6 protein-coding genes are annotated in these 4,545 nt (G+C 72.5%); 1 reads left to right on the top strand and 5 read right to left on the bottom strand.

Annotated elements, in window-relative coordinates; translation table 11 throughout:
• Both G6045_RS39475 and hisI read right to left on the bottom strand, forming a co-directional pair.
• Nucleotides 1-870, bottom strand: an 870-nt coding sequence (locus G6045_RS39475; RefSeq protein ID WP_206344788.1) for a chorismate-binding protein, incomplete at its 3' end; no start/stop codon positions are given.
• Between the two features lie 67 nt (nt 871-937).
• A complete protein-coding gene (gene hisI / locus G6045_RS39470; protein ID WP_165337066.1) occupies nt 938-1,309 on the bottom strand; it encodes a phosphoribosyl-AMP cyclohydrolase in 372 nt (123 codons plus the stop codon).
• A gap of 175 nt (nt 1,310-1,484) precedes the next feature.
• Between hisI and G6045_RS39465 the strand changes: the two genes are divergently transcribed.
• A complete protein-coding gene (locus G6045_RS39465) occupies nt 1,485-2,120 on the top strand; it encodes a TIGR03085 family metal-binding protein (RefSeq protein WP_165337065.1) in 636 nt (211 codons plus the stop codon).
• A gap of 179 nt (nt 2,121-2,299) precedes the next feature.
• Here the strand turns inward: G6045_RS39465 and G6045_RS39460 are convergent, their stop codons facing one another.
• The 3 genes from G6045_RS39460 to G6045_RS39450 all read right to left on the bottom strand — a co-directional run.
• Nucleotides 2,300-2,566, bottom strand: a complete 267-nt coding sequence (locus G6045_RS39460) for a hypothetical protein (protein ID WP_165337064.1) — start codon at nt 2,564-2,566, stop codon at nt 2,300-2,302.
• Nucleotides 2,563-3,120 carry an RNA polymerase sigma factor gene (locus G6045_RS39455; protein WP_165337063.1) on the bottom strand — a complete coding sequence of 186 codons (558 nt, stop codon included), beginning with the start codon at nt 3,118-3,120 and terminating at the stop codon, nt 2,563-2,565. Before G6045_RS39455 ends, G6045_RS39460 begins: the two co-directional genes overlap by 4 nt.
• Before the next feature lie 184 nt (nt 3,121-3,304).
• Nucleotides 3,305-4,545 (bottom strand): helix-turn-helix transcriptional regulator (locus tag G6045_RS39450; RefSeq protein ID WP_165337062.1); only part of this gene is annotated, 1,241 nt, incomplete at its 5' end.

Here is a 4,545-nt window from a genome sequence, read left to right as displayed (position 1 = left end):
TAAATTGTGTATAAGAGACAGGAACAGGTACATGTACGGGGACGGGTTGGTGGCCCGCAGCACCCGGTAGACGTCCAACGCGCTTGCCGTACAAGCCGTTTCGAAGCGTTGCGAGGGCACGACCTGGAAGGCCTCGCCCGCGCGGATGCGCTCCTTGATGTCCTCGACGGCTTCCTGGTACTGCTCGCCGCCCCACAACGGCGCGTCGAACTCCGGGAGTTCGGACGGCGGCAGTACGGCGGGCGCCTGTACGACAGCGCGCGACAGGTCGGCCTCCATGGCGTCCAGGCGGGCCACGGCGTCCGCATAGGACTCGTCGACGCCGGTGTCGAGGTCGTTGTGGTTGATGGCGTTGGCGATCAGGACGACGCTGCCGTCCCAGTGGTCGAGGACCGCGAGATCGCTGGTGAGCATCATGGTCAGCTCGGGCAGCTTCAGGTCGTCGCGCTCGCCGGGGCCGATCTTCTCGAGCCGGCGCACGATGTCGTAGCCGAGATAGCCGACCATGCCGCCGGACAGATGCGGCAGTCCTTCGGCCTCGGCGACGTCGTGCGGGGTGTGCAGCGCCTCGACCGTGGCGCGCAGCGCCTGCAGCGGGTCGCCGTCCACCGGCACACCGACGGGCGGCGTGCCGAGCCAGTGCGCCTGGCCGCCGCGCTCGGTGAGGGTGGCGGCGCTGCGGACGCCGATGAACGAGTACCGCGACCAGGAGCGGCCGTTCTCGGCGGACTCGAGCAGGAACGTGCCGGGGCGCTCGGCCGCGAGCTTGCGGTAGAGCCCGACCGGGGTGTCGCCGTCCGCGAGGAGGCGGCGGCCGACCGGGATGACGCGGCGGTCGGTGGCGAGCTTGCGGAACGTCTCGAGGTCCATGGTGTCTTCGATGACCTTCGGTGGGAGCGTCAGGGCTGTGTGGCCGGCGTCAGGGTGCGGGGCGGCGTCAGGGCTGGGCGAGCGGGAGCACGTCGGCGTCGAAGCAGGTGCGGGCGCCGGTGTGGCAGGCGGCTCCGACCTGGTCGACCTTGACCAGGACCGTATCGGCGTCGCAGTCGAGCGCGACCGACTTCACGTGCTGGAAGTGGCCGGAGGTGTCGCCCTTGACCCAGTACTCCTGGCGGCTGCGCGACCAGTAGGTGCAGCGCCCGGTGGTCAGCGTGCGGTGCAGCGCCTCGTCGTCCATCCAGCCCAGCATCAGCACCTCGCCGGTGTCGTACTGCTGGGCGATCGCCGGGACGAGCCCGTCGGGGCCGCGCTTGAGGCGGGCGGCGATCTGAGGATCCAAGGCGCTTGGCGTGCCGGGCGTGCTGGTCATGGGGCCCATTGTGCGCGATCGGAGGGTGCTCGTGGGGCGCTGTCCGGGTCCCGGACGCGGTGGGCCGGACAGACCCCTCCCTCCCGGGGGCCGAGCCCTTCAAAGGCTATCGGCCCCCACTGACAACGCCCGCGTCCCATGGCCGTACTGCCGGGCCGGACGTACCCTGGCCACCATGTCGACCCATGCCAAGCGTGAACGGCTGCTCCTCGCCGATCTGTTGGAGGCCGCGGGCCCCGAGGCGTCCACTCTGTGCGAGGGCTGGCAGACCCGGGATCTCGCCGCCCATGTCGTGGTGCGCGAGCGCCGCCCCGACGCGGCGGGCGGCGCGTTCGTCAAGCAGCTCGCGGGGCGCCTCGACCGGGTGATGCAGGAGTACACGGACAAGCCGTACGAGGAGCTGATCCAGCTCATCCGTACGGGTCCGCCGCGTTTCTCGCCGTGGTCCCTGAAGCAGTTCGACGAGCTGACCAACACGGTCGAGTTCTATGTGCACGCCGAGGATGTGCGCCGCGCCCAGGAGGACTGGTCGCCGCGCCCGCTCGACCAGGTCTTCTCGGACGTGCTGTGGTCCCGTCTGGAGAAGGGCGCCAAGTTGGCCGGCCGCAAGTCGCCGGTCGGCCTCGTCCTGCGCCGCCCCGACGGCCGCACCGCGGTCGCCCACAAGGGCGTCCCGGTCGTCACGGTCACGGGTGAGCCCGGTGAGCTGACGATGTTCCTGCTCGGCCGGCAGGAGTCGGCGAAGGTCGAGGTCGAGGGCGACAAGGAAGCGATCGAGCGGCTGCAGGGCTCGAAACAGCTCGGGATCTGAGCCGTACGGAGCGTCAGCGACGTGCAGGGCCTTACGAGGCGCATGCGCCGGGCAGGGCCCTACGGGGCGCATGCGACGTGCAGGGCCTTACGAGGCGCATGCGACGTGCAGGGCCTTACGGGGCGCATGCGCCGTGCGGGGCGGGTCCGCCGCACGTCGCGGACGCCGCCCCCGAGCCGTCAGGGAGCGGTCTTGGTGAGGCTGCACACGCCGTCCTCGCACCGGCGCTCCAGCCTGCCCCGCGAGACGGTCTGTACGAGGCCGATCGCCCAGCAGGTGGGACAGCCGCGGAAAGCGATCAGGGCCAAGGGGGCCGCGAGCAGGGCGGCCGGTCCGACGACGGGCACCAGGGCGATCGCGCCGATGATCAGCCCGAAGCCGAGGGCCCCTCGCGCCAGGTGGCGGGGTACGGACCTGCTGGCGAAGTCCGGCTGCACGGTGTTCATGGTCGTAGTTCTCCTTCCGCAGGCGGCTGCTCCAGCGCGTCCCGCAGGGCCGCGCGTGCCCGGTGCAGCCGGGACTTCATGGCCGCGGTGCTCAGACCGAGCGCCTGGGCGACCGCCTTGCCGGGCAGCCCCTGGACGTCCCGCATGATCAGCACCTGCCGCTGGTCACGCGGCAGGGCGCCGACCGCGGCCGCGATCCGCTCCGCCTCGAGGCGGTGCAGCACCGCGTCCTCGGCTGACGACTCCGGTGCCTGAGGTGCCGCCCGCACCGGCGAGGCGAGCGTCCGCAGCTGCCGCAGGCATTCGTTGCGGACGATCCGGAACATCCACGAGGCGAGCGCGCCCGTGGCCCGCAGGGTGCCGATCTTCCGGTAGAGGATGATCAGCGCCTCCTGCGCGGCGTCCTCTGCGTCCTGCGGCGAGGCGCACAGGGAGCGGGCGAACTTGCGCACGTGCGGCTGCGATTCCATGACGACGGTGGTGAGCGAGGTGAGGTCGCCGTCCTGCGCGGCCCGGATGAGCCGCGCGTCCGGCCAGGTGAAGCGTCGGTTCAACTCCGGCTCCTGTAACGCCGCATGAGATGCCAACTGCACGCGCCCACGAGCAGGGCTCCGATCACGATGAGGGCAGTGATCATCCTTTACGTCTCCTCCTGGTTCCGCCCGGCCCGTTCGGCCGGTACACGGATGAGAGACGGGGAGGTGCGGAAAGGATTCACGTCCGGGCGAGGTTTCTCGGTCACGCGTCCGCCGTGGCGCCGTCGGCCCGCGCCACGGCGCGGGAGAGCTCCACGCGGGAGCGTACGCCCAGCGTCGCGAAGACATTGCGCAGGTGATGGTCGACGGTGCGCGGACTGACGGACAGATGCCGGGCCACCTCGCGGTTGGTGGCTCCCTCGGCCACGAGACGGGCGATCCTCAGCTGCTGCGGCGTCAACCCGTCCAGGCGGTCGGGGAGTTGGGATGCCGAGGCCTCGCCGGTCGCCCTGAGTTCTGCCGCGGCCTGGGCGGCCCAGGCACCGGCGCCGCACCGTTCGAAGGCGATGAGCGCGTCGCGCAGCGTGTCCCGCGCTTTGGCGGGCTGGCGCGCGCGGCGCAGCCACTTGCCGTGCAGGAGCGCCGTGCGGGCCCGCTCGAAGTCGCCGTCCGCCGTCTCGTGCCGGGCCAGGGCCTCGGTGTAGAGGTCCGCCGTCTCGGCCGGGTGCGCTTCGGCGGCCAGCAGGGCCCGGCAGCGCAGGAGTTGGGCCGGGGCCTGCGGGTCATGGCCGAAGCCCGCCCACACCGCGAACTCCTCCACCGCGGCCCGTGCGCCCTCGGCCCGGCCGGCAAGGACGGACGCCTCGACGAAGCAGGGCACCACGAGCATCCGTATCGCGAAGTGGCCACGGCCGCGTCCGGGCGAGATCAGCGGATGCAGCCGGGCCGCCGCTTCCTGCGGCCGGCCCCGGGCCAGGTCCGCGCGGCCGAGCGCCCACTGGGCGAGCGTCGAGGTCTGTACGAGCCCGTGCCGCGCGGCGGTCCCTTCGGCGGCCGCGGCGTGCTCGGCGACGGTGCGGGCGTCCTGGTCGAGGGAGGCGACCAGGGCGAGGATCGCCTGATGGTGCGCGAGGTCGTTGCGGCGTCCGGCACTGCGGGCGGCACGCGACCCTTCCTCAGCATGGGCGCGGGCCCGGGCGTGCCGGCCGGCGCGCAACTCCGCGTAGGCGAGCTGCTCCAGGGCTCTGGGCACCACGGTGACCTGCCCGCGTGCCCGTGCCGCGGCCAGCGCGCGGCTGCCGAGACGGCAGGCGGCGGCGAGGTCGCCCACGACGAGGGCGGCGGCTCCGGCGCACAGCAGCAGCTCGGCCTCGTCCGCCTCTCCTGCGGCGTCGACCACTTGGCGCAGGGTGCCGCGGCCTGCCTCGAACCCCCGCGCGTCGCCACTGAGTACGGCGCCCATCCCCCGCAAATACGTCCCGAGCGCGCCGTCGAGCACAAAGG

Source organism: Streptomyces mesophilus, assembly GCF_011044995.1.
Lineage (GTDB): Bacteria > Actinomycetota > Actinomycetes > Streptomycetales > Streptomycetaceae > Streptomyces > Streptomyces mesophilus.
The sequence above is the reverse complement of the archived record's forward strand: the minus strand, read 5'-3'. Positions and strand labels throughout refer to the sequence as shown.